Below are 19,285 nucleotides of genomic sequence, written 5' to 3'. Positions count from 1 at the left end.
AAGCGATCAAATATAGCATATTTTTGTATCTTAATTTTCTTAAACCTTTTAACTAAACATTATGAGCTTCTTTTATCTTCCCTTTATTATTCTTGGCCTGGTTATTTTATTTGCCTCGTTTTTTATCGTGAAGCAGCAAACCGCTGCTATTATCGAACGATTTGGAAAATTCCACAGTATTCGCCAATCGGGGCTTCAACTTAAAATTCCATTGATTGACAAAGTCGCTGGGCGATTAAGCTTAAAAATTCAACAATTGGATGTTATCGTTGAAACCAAAACATTGGATGATGTATTTGTTCGTTTGAAAGTATCCGTTCAATACCGTGTTTTGAGTCAAAAAGTGTACGATGCCTTTTATAAATTGGATTATCCACACGACCAAATTACCAGTTACGTATTTGATGTGGTGCGTGCCGAAGTACCAAAAATGAAATTGGATGATGTGTTTGTTAAAAAAGATGACATCGCACTTGCCGTTAAAGCGGAACTCAACGATGCTATGCTCGATTATGGATTCGACATCATTAAAACGCTTGTAACCGACATTGATCCCGATCCACAGGTAAAGGCTGCCATGAACCGTATTAATGCCTCAGAACGCGAAAAAATAGCCGCACAGTTCGAAGGCGACGCCCAACGTATATTAATTGTTGAAAAAGCCAAAGCGGAAGCTGAAAGTAAGCGTTTGCAGGGTCAGGGTATTGCCGATCAACGTCGCGAGATTGCCCGAGGTTTGGAAGAGTCGGTTGAAGTGTTGAACCGCGTTGGAATTAACAGCCAAGAGGCTTCTGCATTAATTGTTGTAACGCAGCATTACGACACCTTGCAATCTTTAGGAGAAGAAACCAATAGCAACCTTATTTTATTGCCCAATGCGCCACAGGCTGGCAGCAACATGCTAAACGATATGGTGGCCAGTTTTACTGCTAGTAACCAAATTGGAGAGGCCATGAAAAACGCCAAAAAGAAAAAAGAGGAATAAACAAACCATTCCTCTTAAAACTTAAAAAGCCCATTAGAAATATTTCCAATGGGCTTTTTTTTGCTATTTTTTATATCCTTCTATCAGTTTTTTTAAACTGTTTCGGTAATCTTCTAATTCCTTCTGATTTAAAGTGGCACTTACCTCGCCTTGTGGTAACGTACCTCGGCTTTCATCCAAATATTTTTGAAGCTCGGGATAATCGTCTTCAATGGTTCTAGTAAGCGTTGAGATTTCGGTTAAAATATCTTTTTTTTGTGCTTCCATTTTAATTTGCTTTTTGTGTTAGCAGTAAATTACAAAAATGAAAACGAAAAAGTCTTAAAAAACTACTAATTTACACCTTATCAACCAGATTACTCTTCGTTTTTAGCGATAAGAGAGTTGGAATTATCGTTACCTTCATTGTCTCTCCAAGGCTTGTAATTTTTGTATTCTGGTCCTTTTAAATCAGACTTATCAGAACCAAATACTACCGCTGTATAAGTTTTATCAGAAGCATCTGTATTGTGCTTTTTGTTCTTATAAGCTGGGCCTGTTAATTTTTCTTCTTTTGCTACTGAATAAATGGTAACAGGTTCACTTTTTTGCTTTCCGTGCTTATAGTTTTTGTAAGCTGGCCCGGTTAAATCGCTTCTTTTTTGAGCGAAAGCTGAAGTTGATGCTGCAAATACCAATGCTAAAATAATGGCTATATTTTTCATAATCTTTTTATAGTTTTTATTATACTACAAAAATAAGTGTAAAACAGAGCCTTTACTGGTAATTGAAACCACGTAATCCGTATCCGTATTTATACGGATAAAACGTTAATGGCAGGGTTTAAATTACGTTTTAATATCAAACAAACCCAGTGTGTCAGGTTGAGCGAAGTCGAAACCCAATCGTAATCCTAGTCTCTAAAGACCTTTCGACTGCGCTCAAGGTGACAACTGTTAATTTTTGTTGAAATCCGAGTTCAACTTTTGAATATTATGGTTTTAAATCAAATTAATCTGTGCGGCTTTTTTTATCAATTCGGCGGTATTTTTTACTTCAAGCTTTCTCAAAATATTGGCGCGGTGGGTTTCAATTGTTCGCGTGCTTACAAATAATTTCGCAGCAATATCTTTGGTAGTCAAGCCCTCTGAAATAAGCTCTAACACCTCCTTTTCTTTATTGGACAGAATGTTTTCGCTAACTTTTTGTTCAGACATAAAATTGACCATCTTTTCGGCAATCATGGGGCTGAAGTATTTTTTGCCCTGATCAACAATCCGGATTACCTTAATTAACTCGTCTTCATCGGTGTTTTTAAGCATGTAGCCATAGGCGCCCGCTTTAGCACATTTGGCGATATAGTTTCCATCGTCATGCATCGAAATCACAATAGGTTTTACTCTTGCGTTTTGTTTCTTTATTTGGCTTAAAACCTCAAAACCATCCATGTTTGGCATGGTAATGTCGAGCAAAACAATGTCGATATCATTATTTATTTCCAACGCTTCCATAAATTCTTTTCCGTCTCCAACGGATTTTACAATGTCGATATCGTCGTGCTTTTTCAACAGTTCTTTTAAGCCATTTCTAAAAAGCTCGTGGTCGTCAGCTATGATTAGTTTTATTTTCTTCATGTTCAATAGGTAATTCGATTTCGAAAGTGGTATTGCCCTGTTTCGATTTTATTTTAATTTCACCGTTACAGATCTCAACCCGTTCTTTCATGTTAATAATGCCCGAACCCAGTTTTACGGTATTGATGTTAAAGCCTTCGCCATCGTCAAAATAAAAAAGGGAAATGAAATCGTCAAATTCCGAAAGGGTAATCCGGATATTTTTTGCTTTGGAATGTTTTAAGGTATTATTAATCAATTCCTGTCCTATCCTAAAAATATTGATGGCTTGGTTTTTCGTGATTTTACTCTCGTTTTCCTTGGTTAAGTCTTCAAACTCTATGGAAATGCCAGAAGTTTTTTTGATGTTATCCACAAAATTGGTGAGCGCCACACCAACGCCAAAATCGTCTATGGTTGAAGGCATTAGGGCATTCGACATCAGTCGGATTTCTGAAATCGTGCCATCGAGAATCTTTTTCATTTCAGCCTTTTGGGTGGGGCTTTCAATACGATTTTCAATATAAAATTTCAACGAAGTTAACAACGGACCAATACCGTCGTGCAGTTCGCGTGAGAGACGTCGGCGTTCGTTTTCCAAACCATCTACCATCAGGCGTTTGGTATTAACCCTGTTTTTGTTTTCCTTATTTCGGAACTCCAACAGTTTGTCACGCATTTTTATCAAACTTTTTCCCAATAAATCATTCTGACTTTTAGGAACGTAATTGGAATTTAAGTTCATCTTTCCCAATTCATTGGAAAAACTTACCGCACCCTGTAACGATTTTTTAAGGTTCGCCAAAGCATCGAACATGTCCTTTATTTCGTTGGAATTGATAACAAAATCGTCGGTTTGGTTGTAGTCGCCATCGGCCATTACCTTCAAACTTTTACGCATGTTCGAAATGGGGTTGGTAATAATTTTGGTTAAAAACAACGATAGCACGATAGCCGCTGTCATGATGATTAAAATGAGTCCCAACAGCCTTAATTTAAGTTGTTCCAATGGGGCTTTTACCTCGCTGGTGTCAATCTCCGAAAGGATAACCCACTTGAGGTTAGAAACGGATATGGGGCTGTAAACGCTGTACACATCAATGCCGCGATAGTCATGAAACACCCCTCTGCCGGTAGTTCCCGAAAGCGCATCAACCACCCCTTTGGTTTTGGCTTTGATGGATGAAGGCGCCTTTTCTGGCATAAACCGCGATGGCGAACGCATGGTAAAATCGGCCCCAACTAAATAAGACTCCCCGCTCTCCCCCATTCCAGCACGTTCCAATAGGATTTCCTTGATTTTGTTGTATGGGATAATTTTTGCCTTTACCATGCTATCGTTTACCGAAACCAACCCTATTGAAGTCTTACCTTCTTTGTTGTAGCTCGTAAAATCATAAATTCCAGAAGTACGCAGCACGCTTTGAGGCAGCTCCATATCGAGGCTGTCAATTGAAAATTCATTGCTTTGTTCCGCCAAAAAAGTTTTCCATTCCGTTTGGATTAAATTTTCAAGCTGAATTTGTTTTAAGGTTTTTATGGAATTGAGCTGAAGCAGAATTCTATCGTCCAATACCTTTGAAAACTGATTGTAAAAGGTGATGGACAACATGAGTATCACCATAAAAATCAAGCTGTTTATGATGATGAGTATGAGGTTTCTTAGGCTCATTGACAAACTTTGTAATTAACAATGGTAAAGGTAAAAAGTATTCTATTTCTGTTCAATTTTAAAGCTCAATGTCACTTCGAGCGGAGTCGAGACCTAATTTTATAAATGTTTTTTTAAAGGCTTCTCGACTCCGCTCGACCTGACAAAAATTAGATGTTAATGACATTACCAATCCCATTTTTGAAAGTTACTAAAACAAATCTATTTAAACGGGTGGCGCACCTCCCAATCTTCCGATGGGTTCATCAACTTAAAGATTAATCTAAAAATACCGTTTAAAAAGCTGTTAGTGTGCTTTAAATACACCACCATGGGCTTGGCTTTTGCCCCCACCGAACTTTTTATTTCCATGGCTGTACGGGCATAAACCACTTTTTTAAATTGGTTGCTTATAGCGAATTCCAACATGTCGTAAAGCATGTTTAAATACAGCTGGTTGGGGTATTGATGCGCTTTATCATAACCCAAAAAATAGGTTTCCAAATCTTGGTTGTTCAAAATGAGCGTAAAAAAACCAACCAATTCGCCTTTTAAATAATAACCAAAAACCTTGAAGTTTTCCTTTAGCTGAAGTTTTAAACTATAAAAATGATTTTCGGGAAGTATAAACGTATTAAACTTGGCATTGTTGGAGACGTTCATGTAAAAGCGATGCAGTTCGGGTGTGTGCTTTTCAATAGCATCCAAATCCATTTCAACGGTTTTTATGGAATTTCGTTTTTTACGGGCCCGTTTATAGCGGTCGCGGTATTTTTTATTGAGGCTTTGCAAATAGTCTTGAAACGTTTTCCACTCTGGCCTTACGGAAAGTATCATATTGGGTTGCACATACACTTGGTGCAAATTTTCGGAATCGAAAATAGCTTTAGCTTCGTGAATGGCGTCATCCTTAAAAAAATCCTTTAAGGCAACCGCTCTTATTTTTTTATTTTGATTGCGCTTGATTCTTTTAGCAATATCATCCAAAGCTGAAAAAATAGCCTCAAAAAATTCAGTTTTCAAGAGGGCTTTCGGATTATAAAAAAGTCCGTGCTGCCCCGTATGCGTTAAGTTGCCCACCACCAAAATATTGCCTTTTAAAACCCGCGACACCACATCCTTAAAAAACGTTTTGATGCACGATACCTGCGTGTTGCGAAACATATCCTTTAAATACAACTGCACCCGCTGCGCAATGGCAATGCCTTCCAAAGCCTCATTTTTAAAAACACCAATGTAAAACCATTGGATGTTTGTTGGAGTAGCTTCTTCCATGGCTTGTAAATAATGCGATTGCAACAACACATCGTGTTTTGCTAAAGCGTCCCATCCCAGCGGAAGTTCGTTAAATGATGCGTAAATTTTATAGTGTATCAATACAAAAAAGAAAAGACTGAAAATTACAATTCTCAGTCTTTAAATATGTTAAAAGTTTACAAAAAATCTATTTCCATGCGCAAATAATGCCGCCCATTAAACCCAGGGTAACAATCCAATATCCGGCATTTATAAAAATGTATTTAGCGCTTTTACGCTCGAAAAGCGCATTGGTGCCCAATATAGGCAAAGCAATAAAAATACCTGTTAACACGCCATGGAATACGCCATGTTTAAAGGTTCTGAACGCATCGGAATAATCGGCCATAAACACTTCGTACGACGGTAATGCATTGGCTGGGTCGCCCCCTACCAAACTAAAAGCTCCCATTTGGTGGATTACAATTCCGGGAAGTGCCGTAGAAAGTAAAAACGCAAAAAGCAGTGCCAAACCAAAGATTTTGGCCATGTTGGCCCCTTTCATTTTTTCTTCGGTCATGTCGGCCGCTTTCATCCAAGCCGTTCCGAAAGTTTTTGGGTTGTACCAAATAAAACCGACCACCAAGGCCGAAACCGCAGCCACAATCATGGCTAAAAAATTGAATTCCATAGTTTAAGAAAATTGGTTAGTATGCTTAAAGATAGCTAAAAAACTTTTCTGTTTAGCTAGACTTGGCAAATCTTACTTGTGTTAAACCTAGTCGAAGTAAAAAAACTTTATGATAATATGAACCTTTTACGCATTTAGGTGTATTTAAAAATAAAGATATTTATTAACTATTAAATTTACACCGATGGAAAAAACAACACTCAACCTTATTTTAAGCACAATTATTCTTGCAACATGCGTATTTTATCCAAATACTATTAAAGCTCAAACTGTTAAAAACTGGCACATTGCAGGAAGTAAACCTGAAAGTTATAAAATAGGTATAAGCCACGATAAGGAAAGAAATAGTAACGTAGCATATTTAAAATCCAAAGAATCTAAAATAGATGGTTTTGGCACCATAATGCAAAGTTTTCAACCAACTGATTTTTTAGGAAAAAAAGTAAAATTAACAGGCTACATAAAAACTATTGATGTTAAACGTTGGACAGGAATGTGGATGCGTGTTGATGGCCCAATTAAAGGACAATCCTTAAGTTTTGACAATATGGGAGACAGGCCTATAAAAGGCTCTACACCTTGGAAAAAATATGAAATCATTCTCGACGTTCCAAAATCTGCAACTAATATTTCCTACGGCGTACTAACCGATGGTACAGGCGATGCTTTAATAGACAATTTTAATTTTGAAATTATAAGTGATGATGAAACCTCTACCGGAAGAGTAAAATTGGAAAAACCAACAAACACAAATTTTGAAGAATCTAATTAAAGCGAATTGAGATTGGATTTTATAAGTAAAAATTTCTATAAGAATAAATCTGATGAAGATCTAATAGAACTTATCAATAAAGGAAATGAAAAAGCTTTTAACGAAATATATAGAAGATATTCCAAAAGACTTTATTATTTTTTCTTTAAAAAACTATACCAGGACCACAATAAAGCCGAAGATTTTTTACAAGATTTATTTCTTAAATTAATAGAAAAGGCTAATTATTTCGATAAAACCAAGTTGTTTTCTACTTGGTTTTATACTATCGCATATAACATGTGTAAAAACGAATACCGATTAAACGAAAAACAAAATTTAGTAAAAAACGGTATTTTAGTAAAACCAGATGTTGTCGTCTACTCGAACGTAGAAAACAAATATGATACTGCTATTTTTAACCGCTATTTACAAAATGAGTTAGCTAAAATTGACGAAAACCATAGGCTTGCATTCTTAATGAGATATCAAGATAATTTATCAATTAAAATGATAAGTGAAATTATGGGATGCTCTGAGGGTACCGTAAAATCTCGACTGTTTTATACAATTAAAAAACTATCAAAACAACTAAATAAATTTAATGCTTTAAAAAACTGCAACGATGGAAAATAGGCTTGAAGAATTATTATTAGCAAAAGAATATTCTAATTTATCTCCTAAAGAAAAAGCTTTCGTTTTAACAAAAATATCCAAAGAAGATTACATTATAAAACGTACTTTACTTATCAATTCCATTGAGTCTTTCAATGACGAGTATAAAAATATATCACTAAACAAAAACATAAAAAAAAACTTAAGTGATGCTTTTAAAAAGCAAAAAACAAAAGATAAATCAAACTTTTTAAAAAACTTTATAACAACAAGAAAGGTGTTAGCACCAACAGTTTCTGTGGTTTGTTCCTTTGTTTTAATAGTTCTATTTTATAATTTTTATAAAGAAATTACATTGAAAAACAATATAGAATCGGTAACCAATTATTTACTTTATGAGAATATCAATAAAGAGAATATTAATCATTTTTATTTGATTGATTCTCTTAAAAACCATCATAAAATAGCCGATTCAATAAATATGAAACACAACGAAATGAATAAGTTTTTAAGAATTAAAAATCAAGGTTTAGACGCTTCTTTTTCTCCGTCAGACCATAATTTTTAATTTATTTGTTTAGCCTCTGCCACCAACAACTCATTTTTATCCTCCAAAGCCTTTTCTAAAAAGGCATTGATTTCCTCATTTCTTTCTTGTCCGTTTTCCAACAAAACGCCTAGCACCAAAGTCGCCGCAATACGGGTACCCACTTTTTTTACCGCTGTATTGAACAAAGGCTCCAATTCGTCGTAGCTCACCTCTTTGGCTAACTCTAAAATATCAGCCTTTACTTTAGCCTGTTTATCTTCCGGGTAATTGGTATATTTTTTTCCCAATTGCTGAATCACATTTATGGCCTTACGCTTAGGTTGTTGATTATTAGGTTTATTGTTTTGTTTTGGCTGTTGTGGCTTCGGTTCGTTTCGACTACGCTCAACACGGGTTGCTTTAGCCCACGAATCGCGCAACCCAACGGTTTTGTTGAATACCAATTTTTCTTCGGAAGCATCGTCATCCACATTAAAGTAGCCCAATCGTTGAAACTGGAACCTATCGCCTACTTTGGCTTCTTTTAAACTTGGTTCGACAAAAGCTTCGATGATTTTTAGGGAATTCGGATTTAAAAACTCCATAAAATCTTTGTCCTGGTGCGCATCGGGCGCTTCGTCCATAAACAATCGGTCGTATTCCCTTACTTCCGCTTTTACAGCATGCTGAATAGATACCCAGTGCAAGGTGCCCTTCACTTTTTTGGAAGTATCCTCGGAATAGGTACAATGGATTTCAGTAATATGTTCATCTTTTACCACACTTTCAGCCTTGATGATGTAGGCATTTTTAAGTCGAACTTCGCCACCCAATTTCAATCTGAAAAATTTGTTACCGGCTTCTTCCTTAAAATCGTCCTTTTCAATGTAAAGCTCACGTGAAAACGGTACTTTTCTAAATCCGGCGTTATCGTCTTCCTGATTGTTTTCGGCATCGAGCCACTCTACTTTATTTTTAGGATAATTGGTAATCACCAATTTTACCGGGTCTAAAACCGCCATAACACGCGGAGCTCGTTTGTTTAGATCCTCACGGATACAAAATTCCAATAACGATACGTCAATCACGTTATCGCGCTTCGCCACACCAACGGTTTCCACAAACTTACGCAAAGCTACGGGAGTGTAACCACGGCGGCGCAACCCAGAAATGGTAGGCATACGCGGGTCGTCCCAACCTGAAACGATATTTTCCTCCACCAATTTGAGCAGTTTACGTTTGCTCATAATAGTGTAACTGAGGTTTAAACGGGCGAATTCGCGTTGTTTAGGCCTTAATTTATTAGGGTCGACTACTTGATCTAAAAACCAATCGTAAAGCTCTCTGTGGGGCTTAAATTCCAACGAACACAAACTGTGCGAAATCTGTTCAATATAATCGCTCTCGCCATGTGTCCAGTCGTACATCGGGTAAATGCACCAATCGTTTCCGGTACGGTGGTGCGCTTTTTTCATGATGCGGTACATGATCGGGTCGCGCATGAGCATATTGGGGTGCTGCATATCAATTTTAGCGCGCAAAATGTGTTCGCCTTCATCAAACTCGCCGTTTTTCATGCGTTCGAACAAATCGAGGTTTTCTTCAATCGTTCTGTTTCTGTAAGGGCCATCCACACCTGGTTGCGTAGGCGTACCTTTTTGTTCGGCCATGGCCTCGCTACTTTGCGAATCGACATAAGCTTTGCCTTCTTTGATGAGCTGCAGTGCCCAATCGTATAATTGCTGAAAATAATCGGAAGAAAATAATTCTTTGTCCCATTTATAGCCCAACCAAGCCACATCTTTTTTAATGGCATCCACATATTCCTGTTCTTCTTTAGCAGGGTTGGTATCGTCAAAACGTAAGTTTACAGGTGCATTGTAATGCTCACCCAAACCAAAACTTATACCGATGGCCTTGGTATGACCTATATGCAAATATCCGTTGGGTTCTGGCGGAAAACGGAAACGTAAATCGTTTTTCGGTAAACCATTAGCTAAATCTTCCTCTATAATTTGCTCGATAAAATTGAGCGATCTTCTTTCTTCAGACATAAATTTTAATCCTATTAGAGAAACTAAACGGGTTAGTTCAAAAAGTTCTGTGTAAAATTAGGTAATTTTGCCCGATAATTGAGATTTTAATACGCCAACATGGGAATTATAAAAGTTGAAAATATTCGCATTTTTGCCTACCACGGCTGCCTAAAGGAAGAAACCAAAATTGGTAGCGATTACCGAGTGGATTTGGAGGTGGAAGCCAATTTACAAACTTCGGCCAATAACGATAAACTGAGTGATACGGTTGATTATGTGTTTTTAAACCGCGTGATTAAGGAAGAAATGAGCATCGCCTCTCACCTTTTGGAAACCGTAGCCAAACGTATTTTAACCCGCATTTTTAACGAAGACAAACTGGTTACCAAAGCCACGGTTTGGGTAAGTAAACTGAATCCGCCCATAGGTGGAGACGTGGAACGCGTAACGATTAAAATGACCGAAAAGCGTAAAAATTAATTTTAACACTTAAGAAATGTTATTTTTTTTTACATTTGCACCACCGTTTTAATGGCGTCGTGGCCGAGTGGCTAGGCAGAGGTCTGCAAAACCTTCTACAGCGGTTCGAATCCGCTCGACGCCTCAACAAAAGCTTCCAATGTTCTGGTAGCTTTTTTTATTTTATGCACTTGCCTTTGTTAAAAGTTTCAACTAACTTTCGCTTATCAACTGATTTAAATTATTAAGACGACTCACATCGTTAAAGTTTTAAACAATTAAAATTAGACAGAGAGGTCCATGCAAATTACACCCGAAAACATTCAAAAGGTTCTTTACGAACTCTTTCTTAAGTACAAATTCAACAACACGAATGCTAAATTACTTGCTAATGTATTTACAGAAAGCACTTTAGACGGTGTAAGCTCTCATGGCGTCAATAGAGTGCCTCTTTTTATAGAATATGTAAAAAAAGGAATAATTAAAATTGATGCTGAAGCAGAGAAAACAGCTTCTTTTGGCAATATAGAACGTTGGGATGGAAATTTGGGCCCTGGAATTGTAAATGCAACTAAGTGTACTAACAGAGCCATTGAATTAGCAAAACAACATGGAATGGGCATGGTAGCATTACGCAACACGAATCACTGGATGAGGGGCGGAACTTATGGAAAACAAGCTGCTAATGCCAATTGCATTTCAATACTTTTTACGAATACTAAACCAAACATGCCACCTTGGGGAGGAAAAGACAGCAGAATCGGTAATAACCCCTTTGTGGTATCTATTCCAAGAAAAAAAGGACATGTTATATTGGATATGGCGCTTTCGCAGTTTTCATTCGGTAAGATTAACGATTATAGACTTAAAGGAGAAAAATTACCTTATCATGGTGGCTGGGATGACAAGGATGAGTTGTCAAATGATCCCGATAAAATTTTATCAAAAGAGCGTGGTTTACCCATTGGTTATTGGAAAGGTTCTGCCCTTTCTATGGTGTTGGATATGCTGGCTACCATACTTTCTGCAGGAGACTCTACCTACAAAATAAGCTCAAAAGAAATTGAGACAGCCATTTCCCAAGTTTATATCTGTATCTATCCTGAGGTTTTTAATGACAATGGACTACAGGAGAAACTCTTAGAAGAAATTATTAATTTTACTCAAAACGTAGAACCAATAAATCCTGAAGATACAATATACTATCCAGGTGAAAGAAGCGCACAAACCAGAGCAAAAAATTTAAAGGAAGGCATTTTTGTAAACAGAAGTATTTGGGAAAAGATTATGGCACTCTAATAAAATAAAAGCAAAAATTCCACTTGTCTATAAAAGTGAATACTATGAATATAACTCGAAGAAACATTTTGAAAAATTTAATGCTAGCACCTTTAGTTTTAGGAGCTAACAAACTAATGGCTCATACCAACCCATTAAAAAAAAATTCGACATCAAGACTGCAATACAGCATCAATGCGTATTCGTTTAATTCAGAGCTTAGGAGTGGCGAAATGACTTTTTATGATATGATGGATTTTGCAGCAGATATTGGTTTGGATGCAGTAGATATAACGGGGTATTATTTCAATTCATATCCAGAAATACCTTCAAACAAAGAGCTTTTTGATTTAAAAAGAAAAGCACTCGAGTTAGGACTTGATATTTCATGGACTGGCGTTAGAAATGACTTTGCCACTCCAAATCTTGTAAAAAGAAACAATGACATTGAACTTATCAAAAACTGGTTAGAGGTATCATCTAAAATAGGATCACCTATAATGAGAATTTTTACGGGAAAACATAAAAGCGAAACCTATTCAAAAGACGATGTAAAGGAATGGATGGCGAACAACTTTAAAACCTGTGCCAAATATGGTGAACTTCACGGTGTCGTTGTTGGTCTGCAAAATCATGATGAATTTTTGTTTACCAGTGAAGAAGTTATTGACATGTTGAAAAGAGTAAATTCAGACTGGTTTGGATTAATTTTAGATTGCGGAAGTTTACCTTCTAACGACCCTTATAAAGAAATAGAAAACCTTGCTCCTTATGCTAATTACTTTTTAGTAAAAGAACACGTAAAACAAAAAGATAGCACTAAAGTCCCTGCAGATTTACAACGCATAGCTAAAATAATACAATCTAGTAATTACCGTGGATATGTATCGTTTGAAAGCCTTAAAGAAGGAGATACAAAAGCCATTATAAAAAATATGGTTAGCGAATTTAAATCAGGCCTTAACTGAAATGGCATCTAGAAATTGCTTGCGATGGTATTAATTATGTTACTCAAATCTTTTCATTTTCAGTCTTAAATAAAGTAGTATAAACTAAGGTTTACTTGTATATTAGTAAATCAAGGGTTGTAGCTCATTACAAACTTTATCACATTTTGAAAGCGTAGATGTTAACTAATTACCTACTTTTCATATACTAATACGTTAACTTCCTAATCCTCAGATTTTCCAACTAAATTAAAATCGAGGTGTTTTTTAACTAAATCGGTGTTTTTAACTTTTACAATCACTTCGTCTCCTAATTGGTACATGGTTTTGGTATTTCGCCCAACCATGGCATATTGATCTTGGTCGAAGCCGTAATGGTCGTCTTTCATATCGCGCACACTTACCATGCCCTCGCATTTGTTTTCAATAATTTCCACGTAAATGCCCCAATCGGTCACCCCCGAAATTACGCCCACAAACTCTTGGTCTTTATGGTCTTCCATAAAACGAATTTGCATGTATTTAATGGAATCTCGCTCGGCTTTGGTGGCCAGCATTTCCATATTGCTGGAGTGTTGGCATTTTTCTTCGTAAGTGGCTTCGTTGGCACTTTTTCCGCCATCTAAATAATGCTGTAACAATCGGTGTGCCATCACATCCGGATAACGACGAATGGGTGAGGTAAAATGGCTATAATAATCGAACGCCAAACCGTAATGCCCAATATTGTGCGTGGTATATTCAGCTTTGCTCATACTGCGAATAGTCAAAGTATCGACTAAATTTTGCTCCTTTTTGCCCACCACTTCCTTCAATAAATTATTAAGCGATGCCGATGTGGTTTTGCGGTCCTTAAAATTGAGTTTATAACCAAAACGTCCCACTACATTTTGCAATGCCGCCAGTTTACTATCGTCTGGCTCGTCGTGCACTCGGTACACGAAAGTCTTTTTCGGACTTTGTTTTCCTATAAATTCGGCCACTTTTTTATTGGCCAACAGCATAAATTCCTCAATCAACTTATTGGCATCTTTACTGGTTTTAAAGAATACCCCTTGCGGATTGTTGTTCTCATCGAGATTAAATTTTACTTCTACTTTATCAAACGAAATAGCGCCCGTACTCATACGTTTTTTACGCATAATTTTAGCCAATCGGTCAAGCACCAAAATAGCTTGTGCTATTTCGGGTTGGGTTTGATATGCTTTTTCGGTGAGTGAAACGTCTTGGGGGATTTCGGTTTTTATTTGAGACGCTTCGACTCCGCTCAGCGTGACATCCGGATTGTTTTCAATAATCGCTTGGGCTTCTTCGTAAGCAAAACGGGCATCGCTATAGGTTACGGTTCGCCCAAACCATTGGTTTTTAATTTCAGCTTTATTATTCAGTTGAAATACTGCCGAAAAGGTATATTTTTCTTCGTTGGGTCGTAATGAACAAGCATTATTCGATAAGACTTCGGGAAGCATAGGAACCACACGGTCTACCAAATAAATGGATGTGGCGCGCTCGTACGCTTCGTCATCCAACACTGTGCCTTCTTTTAAGTAATGCGATACATCGGCGATGTGGATTCCTATTTCGTAGAGTCCGTTGTCCAAAATTTTAAACGACAGGGCATCATCAAAATCCTTAGCATCCTTGGGATCGATGGTGAAGGTTAAATCCTGGCGCATATCGCGACGTTTGGCAATTTCTTCCTTGGTAATCGAAGTATCTAAATTATTGGCGTACTCCTCAACATCGTGGGGAAAATCATGTGGCAATCCGTATTCGGCCAAAATAGCATGAATTTCGGTACCGTGTTCACCTGGTTTTCCGAGTACTTTAAGCACTTTTCCGTAAGGTGAATCGGCGTTATCGGGCCAGTCTTCCAACTTTACCAAAACCTTATCGCCATCTTCAGCTTTTAAAGTTTTATTGATGGGCACAAAAATATCTTTGTACATTTTGGTACTATCGGCCACAACAAAAGCATAATTATTATTTTTCTGCATTTGAATAACGCCAACATATTCCGATTTAGCACGCTTAAGGATATTGGTAATTTCCCCTTCCATTTTTCCGCGTTTACGGCGCTTATAAACGTAAAATTCCACTTCGTCACCTTGCAATGCTTTGTTAACATTGTTTGAGGCTATAAACACATCTTCGTCAAAATCATCGCAAATCACGTAACCGGCGCCACGGGACGATAAATCCAAAATCCCCACATGATACTCGGCCGTAACAATGGCTTTAAACTTGCCACGATCAACCTGCTCAATTTCCTGTTTGGCGGCCAATTTGGCCAAGGTTTTTATAATTTGGTTACGGCTACTGGCATCGTTAACACCTAATTTAGCCGCAATTTGTTTATAGTTGTAAGATTGGTTTCTATCTTTTTTTAAAATACTTAGAATGGTATTTGTTAGGTTGGAAATGCCTTTTTTACCGGATTTCCTTTTTCTCTTTTTACTCATTAATTGTTGTAATCTATTTATTTTCCTAAGATACTAGGAAAAAATGTTATAAAATAGCTTTATTAAGGCGAAGATTAAGCTATTTGCTTTGCAAAGCTACGGTTTTAAAATTTAATACGATTTTTTCAATGTTATCTTAAGGTGAATTTAACTTATCCACATTATATATTATAATATCTATTTCTTTTAAAAATTTAAAAAATAAAATGATGGTTATTATAGCTTGTTAATATCTGGTATAACTTTTTTAAGTTTTATTTTGATTACAATAAATTTACATTCTGTTAAAAGGTAATTAACATGATGAATTATTTTAAAGGGTTAATTTTTAACTGATTTCAAATTTTAATCCACAATTGTTAACAACCCAAATTAACCGTTTTTAACTCATAACTTTTTTAAAATTGATGTTTATATCGATCTTATTTTGGTCTGAAAACATCTCAAAAAAAAACGGATTAAAAATTTGCATTTTAGTTTCCGGTTTTTGTTTGAAAAAATAATTGAATAATCCCAATTTTAATTTTACAAAACTATCAACACTTATTAACAAGTAATGAATACTTCCATCCACAATGTTAATAATTGTTACCTTTGTATAAGATTTACCATAATACAAAAAAGATGAAAATTTCAATAGGGAACGACCACGCCGGAACCGAGTATAAACAAGCCGTTGTTAAACACCTTGAAGCTAAAGGATATACCATTATTAACCACGGTACCGATGCTAATGATAGTGTGGATTATGCCGATTTTGTACATCCGGTAGCCAAGGATGTTGAAAACCAAAAAGCAGAGTTGGGCATCCTTATATGCGGCAGTGCAAACGGTGTGGCCATGACGGCAAATAAACACCAAAAAATTAGAGCAGGACTGGCCTGGAACAAAGAAATTGTTCATCTTATACGTAGCCACAACAATGCTAATATTTTGTGTATTCCGGCACGTTTTACAGCGGTTCAACAAGCTATTGAAATGGTCGATGTGTTTTTAAACACCGATTTTGAAGGTGGCCGCCACCAAAACCGAATCGATAAAATTCCTGTTTCTTGCTAAATGGGGCACAGCCACTCGCATAACCACGTGCATGGGCACAACGATTTAAAAGGTCGGAATCTTTTAATTTCCATTTTTTTAAACATTTTAATAACCACCGCACAAGTGGTTGGCGGATTGGTTTCTGGAAGTTTGGCACTTTTAAGTGATGCCTTGCATAATTTTAGCGATGTACTATCATTGGTGGTGAGCTATGTGGCCAATAAATTATCTAAAAAGGAAGCCTCGTTCGATAGAACCTTTGGTTATAAACGGGCCGAAATTTTGGCCGCTTTTGTAAATGCTTCCACGTTAATAATTATTGCGATTTTATTGATTATTGAAGCCGTAAAACGTTTTCAAGATCCCGAGCCTATAAAGTCGGGGTTGGTTATTTGGCTATCGTTATTGGGGATTGTTGCCAACGGTTTAAGCGTACTGTTGTTAAAAAAAGATGCCCATAACAACATTAATATGCGTAGTGCTTATTTGCACTTGTTAACCGATATGTTGGCCAGTATTGCCGTGCTTATTGGCGGACTTTTAATGAAATACTATCAACTGTTTTGGGTGGATAGTGTCCTTACGTTTTTAATTGCCGTTTACTTAATTTTTGTGGGTTACGATTTGTTAAAAACCTCCACTAAAATGATTATGCTCTTTACACCGGCCCATATCAATATTGAAGATGTGGTGAAAACGGTTAATAAACTTCCAAAGGTAAAAAAGCTGCATCACGTGCACATTTGGAATTTAAGTGATAACGAGCTGCACTTGGAAGCGCATTTAGATTTAAGGGAAGATTTAGCCATTACCGAATTCGATGCACTTTTGGAGGAAATAGAATCCGTTTTGCATATACAATTTAACATCAACCATGTTACTATCCAGCCAGAGTTCAATAAAAATGATGATAAAGGCGTAATCGTTCAAGATTGAAGCGTCATTCCGATTAGGTACGACGTAGGAATCTCATAAATGTAATAGTTAAATTAATATCTTTAGATTGTAGTCATTTAGAAAAGAGAAACGTTCCGATAGCTATCGGGATTTTAAAAAATAACCCAACCCCAACTATTTTAAATATCATGTTAACAACCATAGTAAAATCATTCGAACAACTCACAAAACAAGAACTGTATAAATTACTGCAACTCCGCAATCAGGTTTTTGTGTTGGAACAGCATTGTATTTACCTCGATTTAGACGGAAAGGACCAAAAGGCACTGCATGTTTTGGGTTATAAAAATGAAGAATTAATTGCTTATACCAGAATTTTTAAACCTGGTAATTATTTAAAGGAAGCCAGTATTGGTAGGGTATTGGTGGTAAAAAATGAAAGAAAGCACCATTATGGAAATAAAATTATGGAAGCTTCCATAAAGGCTATAAAAGAATATTTTGAAACGTCGGTCATTCAAATTTCTGCGCAGTGCTATTTAAGAAAATTTTATGGCGATTTAGGTTTTTCGGAGTTCGGTGAGGAGTATCTGGAAGATGATATTCCGCATATAGGCATGATAGGGACTTTCTAATTTTACAGCGTCATTGCGAAGGAGTGAGCAACTAAAAAGCCTGTACTGAGCGCAGACGAAGTATGGCAATCTTTTAATAAATCTTCTTATAGTTACCGCTTCAAAGCAAAATGCCCTTTTAAAACATTTCTATTATTTAAAACAATAACATACCAATAGCTATCGGTAGGCAGTAATTTCCCGTTGTAAGTGCCGTCCCAACCATTAGCGTTCGAGGGCAAAAATTTCAATAATTTTCCGTAGCGGTCGTAAATCGTAATATTGTTGATAAGATTGGTGTTGTCAATCACTTTCCAAACATCGTGAAAACCATCGCCGTTGGGGGTAAAATATTTTGGGATGTAGTATTCATTTTCAGTAATTAAAACAAAAAAACTGGATTCATTGCTGAAGCAAGCCGTCTCGTCATAAATATAAATGGTTTGTGAAGTGGAAATAATATCGCCAGCATTTAAAGTAGTTCCAGTACCATTTTGGCCCGTAAAATAACTCCCGTTAACCAAATTTGGAAGGGTGTAACCGGTGCCAATAACATCATCCAACTCATCAACAGGAACAAAACCGTTACAGTCGTTAATATTTTGTGCATAATTGTTGAACGTATCGGGCATCCAATCTGTACGGTCGTCATTTAGGTTATCAACAATCACGCAGTTCAAATCTTGATTTCCACTGAAATAAACCGAATTCATATTACTGTTATTACTATTTTTTAGGTTTAAATTGCAAAGCAGGTTGTTACTGCAATTCAAATCGGTGAGGTTGGTGTTGTTTGAAAGGTCTAATACCGAAATACTATTTTCATAACATATTAAAACGCCCAATCGTATATTATTTTGAAGGTTTAAGTTTGAAATTCGGTTTTGGTCGCAACTTAAATAAGTGAGGTTTATATTGTTTTCAATATTCAAATTTGCAATGAAATTGTTGCCACATTGCAATCGGCTTAAACCCGTATTGTTTGAAACATTTAGAGTCGAAATTTGATTTCCTTCGCAGACCAAAACATTCAATTTTGTATTGTTTGTAACATCCAAATCAGTTAAAAGGTTGTTTTCACTGCGTAACGAAATCAGCTCACTATTTTGGGTAATATCAAGATTGGTCAACTGATTGTTGAAACACCATAACCGTTGCAAATTAGGCGTGTTTTCAATATTAATGGCTGTTAACAAATTATCGCTACAATATAATTCGGTGATATTTGAGTTTTGGCTAACATCCAAAAGCGTCAATGCATTATCGGAGCAATCGAGATTGGTTAAAGCAATAAAATCTTCGATTCCGGTGAGGTCTAAAATGTTTTTTGAAACGAGGTCCAAATCGGTTATTATACTAATATTTGCCGTTGGAATTTGTCCGTTAATAGGAGGGGAGTCGTAACCCAAATCAATCAATGCCTGCTCAAAATTAGGATCTGGAATAGCGGTATTTTGACAAAAACTTTTAAAGCTTATCAAACAAAAACAAACTATAAAAC

19 protein-coding genes and 1 tRNA gene are annotated in these 19,285 nt (G+C 36.5%); 11 read left to right on the top strand and 9 right to left on the bottom strand.

Features of this window, described 5'->3' with window-relative positions; translation table 11 throughout:
- Positions 1-61 precede the first annotated feature (61 nt).
- Positions 62-985 carry an SPFH domain-containing protein gene (locus ABI125_01205; protein ID XCF06489.1) on the top strand — a complete coding sequence of 308 codons (924 nt, stop codon included), beginning with the start codon at positions 62-64 and terminating at the stop codon, positions 983-985.
- 63 nt (positions 986-1,048) lie between these two features.
- Here the strand turns inward: ABI125_01205 and ABI125_01200 are convergent, their stop codons facing one another.
- From ABI125_01200 to ABI125_01175, 6 genes are all read right to left on the bottom strand, one after another.
- Positions 1,049-1,252: a hypothetical protein gene (locus ABI125_01200; GenBank protein XCF06488.1), complete on the bottom strand. Its 204-nt coding sequence runs from the start codon at positions 1,250-1,252 to the stop codon at positions 1,049-1,051.
- An 89-nt stretch (positions 1,253-1,341) separates the two neighbouring features.
- Complete coding sequence (locus ABI125_01195) at positions 1,342-1,689, bottom strand: hypothetical protein (GenBank protein XCF06487.1); 348 nt, start codon at positions 1,687-1,689, stop codon at positions 1,342-1,344.
- 276 nt (positions 1,690-1,965) lie between these two features.
- Positions 1,966-2,598: a response regulator transcription factor gene (locus ABI125_01190; GenBank protein XCF06486.1), complete on the bottom strand. Its 633-nt coding sequence runs from the start codon at positions 2,596-2,598 to the stop codon at positions 1,966-1,968.
- On the bottom strand, positions 2,570-4,249 hold the full coding sequence (locus ABI125_01185; GenBank protein ID XCF06485.1) for a sensor histidine kinase: 1,680 nt from the start codon (positions 4,247-4,249) through the stop codon (positions 2,570-2,572). The genes ABI125_01190 and ABI125_01185 overlap by 29 nt, the downstream gene beginning before the upstream one ends.
- A gap of 201 nt (positions 4,250-4,450) precedes the next feature.
- A complete protein-coding gene (locus ABI125_01180) occupies positions 4,451-5,605 on the bottom strand; it encodes a GNAT family N-acetyltransferase (GenBank protein ID XCF06484.1) in 1,155 nt (384 codons plus the stop codon).
- Positions 5,606-5,672: 67 nt separating this feature from the next.
- Positions 5,673-6,155, bottom strand: a complete 483-nt coding sequence (locus ABI125_01175) for a DUF1761 domain-containing protein (protein XCF06483.1) — start codon at positions 6,153-6,155, stop codon at positions 5,673-5,675.
- A 184-nt stretch (positions 6,156-6,339) separates the two neighbouring features.
- Here ABI125_01175 and ABI125_01170 point away from each other — a divergent pair, with 184 nt between their 5' ends.
- Genes ABI125_01170 through ABI125_01160 form a run of 3 tightly spaced genes read left to right on the top strand, consistent with a single transcriptional unit; the run spans position 6,340 to position 8,089 of the window.
- On the top strand, positions 6,340-6,927 hold the full coding sequence (locus ABI125_01170; protein XCF06482.1) for a hypothetical protein: 588 nt from the start codon (positions 6,340-6,342) through the stop codon (positions 6,925-6,927).
- Positions 6,928-6,939: 12 nt separating this feature from the next.
- Positions 6,940-7,542 (top strand): sigma-70 family RNA polymerase sigma factor, encoded by a 603-nt coding sequence (locus tag ABI125_01165; protein XCF06481.1) that lies wholly within the window; start codon positions 6,940-6,942, stop codon positions 7,540-7,542.
- A complete protein-coding gene (locus ABI125_01160) occupies positions 7,532-8,089 on the top strand; it encodes a hypothetical protein (protein ID XCF06480.1) in 558 nt (185 codons plus the stop codon). The genes ABI125_01165 and ABI125_01160 overlap by 11 nt, the downstream gene beginning before the upstream one ends.
- On the opposite strand, the gene ABI125_01155 is transcribed toward ABI125_01160, so the two are convergent.
- Positions 8,086-10,104 carry a glutamine--tRNA ligase/YqeY domain fusion protein gene (locus ABI125_01155; protein XCF06479.1) on the bottom strand — a complete coding sequence of 673 codons (2,019 nt, stop codon included), beginning with the start codon at positions 10,102-10,104 and terminating at the stop codon, positions 8,086-8,088. The genes ABI125_01160 and ABI125_01155 overlap by 4 nt on opposite strands.
- 99 nt (positions 10,105-10,203) lie before the next feature.
- On the opposite strand from ABI125_01155, the gene folB reads away from it, so the two are divergent.
- The 4 genes from folB (at position 10,204) to ABI125_01135 (ending at position 12,791) form a co-directional block, all read left to right on the top strand.
- Positions 10,204-10,566 (top strand): dihydroneopterin aldolase, encoded by a 363-nt coding sequence (folB, locus tag ABI125_01150; GenBank protein XCF06478.1) that lies wholly within the window; start codon positions 10,204-10,206, stop codon positions 10,564-10,566.
- Positions 10,567-10,619: 53 nt separating this feature from the next.
- Positions 10,620-10,690: transfer RNA gene (locus tag ABI125_01145), tRNA-Cys, on the top strand.
- A gap of 155 nt (positions 10,691-10,845) precedes the next feature.
- Positions 10,846-11,844: a 3-dehydro-L-gulonate 2-dehydrogenase gene (yiaK, locus tag ABI125_01140; protein ID XCF06477.1), complete on the top strand. Its 999-nt coding sequence runs from the start codon at positions 10,846-10,848 to the stop codon at positions 11,842-11,844.
- Between the two features lie 44 nt (positions 11,845-11,888).
- The gene (locus ABI125_01135) at positions 11,889-12,791 is read left to right on the top strand and encodes a sugar phosphate isomerase/epimerase family protein (GenBank protein ID XCF06476.1); all 903 of its coding nucleotides are present in this window, start codon (positions 11,889-11,891) and stop codon (positions 12,789-12,791) included.
- Positions 12,792-12,994: 203 nt separating this feature from the next.
- Here ABI125_01135 and ABI125_01130 read toward each other — a convergent pair whose 3' ends face one another.
- Positions 12,995-15,232 (bottom strand): VacB/RNase II family 3'-5' exoribonuclease, encoded by a 2,238-nt coding sequence (locus ABI125_01130; GenBank protein XCF06475.1) that lies wholly within the window; start codon positions 15,230-15,232, stop codon positions 12,995-12,997.
- 624 nt (positions 15,233-15,856) lie between these two features.
- Between ABI125_01130 and rpiB the strand changes: the two genes are divergently transcribed.
- The 3 genes from rpiB (at position 15,857) to ABI125_01115 (ending at position 17,805) form a co-directional block, all read left to right on the top strand.
- Positions 15,857-16,291, top strand: coding sequence for a ribose 5-phosphate isomerase B (rpiB, locus tag ABI125_01125; protein ID XCF06474.1), 435 nt, complete (start codon positions 15,857-15,859; stop codon positions 16,289-16,291).
- A complete protein-coding gene (locus tag ABI125_01120) occupies positions 16,292-17,209 on the top strand; it encodes a cation diffusion facilitator family transporter (protein ID XCF06473.1) in 918 nt (305 codons plus the stop codon).
- A 149-nt stretch (positions 17,210-17,358) separates the two neighbouring features.
- A complete protein-coding gene (locus ABI125_01115; protein ID XCF06472.1) occupies positions 17,359-17,805 on the top strand; it encodes a GNAT family N-acetyltransferase in 447 nt (148 codons plus the stop codon).
- 92 nt (positions 17,806-17,897) lie between these two features.
- Here ABI125_01115 and ABI125_01110 read toward each other — a convergent pair whose 3' ends face one another.
- Positions 17,898-19,265, bottom strand: a complete 1,368-nt coding sequence (locus ABI125_01110) for a T9SS type B sorting domain-containing protein (GenBank protein XCF06471.1) — start codon at positions 19,263-19,265, stop codon at positions 17,898-17,900.
- Between the last annotated feature and the right edge of the window lie 20 nt (positions 19,266-19,285).

This window comes from Tamlana crocina (assembly GCA_040429635.1).
Taxonomy (GTDB): domain Bacteria; phylum Bacteroidota; class Bacteroidia; order Flavobacteriales; family Flavobacteriaceae; genus Flavisericum; species Flavisericum crocinum.
Note: the sequence above shows the minus strand (reverse complement) of the source record. Positions and strands in the feature narration are given on the sequence as shown.

Coding starts and splice junctions, on each gene's coding strand:
- ABI125_01120 (XCF06473.1), top strand. CDS start 16,292: ATGGGGCACAGCCACTCGCATAACCACGTGCATGGGCACAACGATTTA.
- ABI125_01160 (XCF06480.1), top strand. CDS start 7,532: ATGGAAAATAGGCTTGAAGAATTATTATTAGCAAAAGAATATTCTAAT.
- ABI125_01130 (XCF06475.1), bottom strand. CDS start 15,232: ATGAGTAAAAAGAGAAAAAGGAAATCCGGTAAAAAAGGCATTTCCAAC.
- ABI125_01200 (XCF06488.1), bottom strand. CDS start 1,252: ATGGAAGCACAAAAAAAAGATATTTTAACCGAAATCTCAACGCTTACT.
- ABI125_01115 (XCF06472.1), top strand. CDS start 17,359: ATGTTAACAACCATAGTAAAATCATTCGAACAACTCACAAAACAAGAA.
- ABI125_01135 (XCF06476.1), top strand. CDS start 11,889: ATGAATATAACTCGAAGAAACATTTTGAAAAATTTAATGCTAGCACCT.
- yiaK (XCF06477.1), top strand. CDS start 10,846: ATGCAAATTACACCCGAAAACATTCAAAAGGTTCTTTACGAACTCTTT.
- ABI125_01185 (XCF06485.1), bottom strand. CDS start 4,249: ATGAGCCTAAGAAACCTCATACTCATCATCATAAACAGCTTGATTTTT.
- ABI125_01205 (XCF06489.1), top strand. CDS start 62: ATGAGCTTCTTTTATCTTCCCTTTATTATTCTTGGCCTGGTTATTTTA.
- folB (XCF06478.1), top strand. CDS start 10,204: ATGGGAATTATAAAAGTTGAAAATATTCGCATTTTTGCCTACCACGGC.
- ABI125_01170 (XCF06482.1), top strand. CDS start 6,340: ATGGAAAAAACAACACTCAACCTTATTTTAAGCACAATTATTCTTGCA.
- rpiB (XCF06474.1), top strand. CDS start 15,857: ATGAAAATTTCAATAGGGAACGACCACGCCGGAACCGAGTATAAACAA.
- ABI125_01195 (XCF06487.1), bottom strand. CDS start 1,689: ATGAAAAATATAGCCATTATTTTAGCATTGGTATTTGCAGCATCAACT.
- ABI125_01175 (XCF06483.1), bottom strand. CDS start 6,155: ATGGAATTCAATTTTTTAGCCATGATTGTGGCTGCGGTTTCGGCCTTG.
- ABI125_01190 (XCF06486.1), bottom strand. CDS start 2,598: ATGAAGAAAATAAAACTAATCATAGCTGACGACCACGAGCTTTTTAGA.
- ABI125_01155 (XCF06479.1), bottom strand. CDS start 10,104: ATGTCTGAAGAAAGAAGATCGCTCAATTTTATCGAGCAAATTATAGAG.